The organism is Pseudogracilibacillus sp. SO30301A (assembly GCF_037072025.1).
In the GTDB taxonomy this organism is placed as follows: Bacteria; Bacillota; Bacilli; order Bacillales; family Amphibacillaceae; genus Pseudogracilibacillus.
In genome coordinates, this window is record NZ_JAXHDD010000139.1 from 1 (window position 1) to 1133 (window position 1133).

Annotated in this window: 1 protein-coding gene; it reads right to left on the reverse strand. The window is 41.7% G+C overall.

Annotated features, from left to right (window positions below; translation table 11 throughout):
* Positions 1 to 1028: IS4 family transposase (locus tag SPD89_RS22820; protein WP_336264239.1), on the reverse strand; the 1028-nt coding region annotated here is incomplete at its 3' end.
* Positions 1029 to 1133 lie beyond the last annotated feature (105 nt).

Consider the following 1133-nt stretch of genomic DNA (forward strand, 5'->3'; position numbering starts at 1 on the left):
TCCCAGCGCTTTCCGTAAAGACGAACAACTTCTTCTTCAGGCAGGTCAAGGTTGGTTGACAGAAGAGCAAGCCATTTCTTGGAACGATTTCGATCTCGAACGAAAACGATGCGAGCCATTATGTCGTTTCCCTTATCGTCTAAACCGATACTAACAACAACGGACGCAAGAATCTTGGCACGTCCGCGTTTCTTTCGGAGTTTTCTATAGAGTTGATTCAAGGTATATTGCTTGCCTTCAAAAGTGTAATAAACCCTGTGCATGCTTTTGAGCATACAAATGACATGCAGCGGGTATTCGGAAACAACACGTTTGATTACCTTCGGAAAAGCGAACCAGCTGTCAAATAACAGCGTTTTTGCACATAGCTGTAGCGGACTGATGTCGTCAAGTAAATCAAACATCGTCTCGGTTGTTTTTTTCATAGCTTCCTGTCGCCGCTTGTAACCAACAGTGCGTTTGTCGATATTTGAATCCATTTCTTGAAAACGATTCTTTTGCTTGGCGGAGCTGAGCAACGAGAAGGCTAAAGGAACGAACGTATTCCCATCCGACCATCCAAGTGTCAGCATACGGAAGCCTCTCACGAAATCACCCGTTGTATGGTCGAACACAAGGGAAAGCAGTTCGACGGCCTTACTGCGGGCACGGCTGTATAAAGAATCATCAAAAATAAGGACGCGCTCACGGTCACTTGAAACCAGTGACAACAGTCTGGTCACGATTACATTCCGACTCAAAGCTGTTAGAAACCTCCGCCAATTGTACCTAGGATTATTGAGAAAGCGATGAACCGTGTCTTTTTTAGGCGCATCCTGTACGCGATCCGATTCTAGAATGCGATAAAGATTCTTGCCATGTAGGACAAATGAAAAAATAAACTGTAGTAGGAACAATGGCGAGAATCCATCTTCTTTTTTGACATTAGATTGATTAAGCAGTGTTCCGAGTTTATTATCTTTGAAAAAACGTGAAATATAAGATTGGGTCTCGTTTTTCGACTCAGTTTCTGGTAAAATAGTTTTCATAATACATCCCTCTTTCTGGTGATTGGTTGTGTTAACTATATTTTACCAGATAGGGATGTATTTTTGTATGATTTTTTAACATTTCTTTGTGAATAAACCCAATCA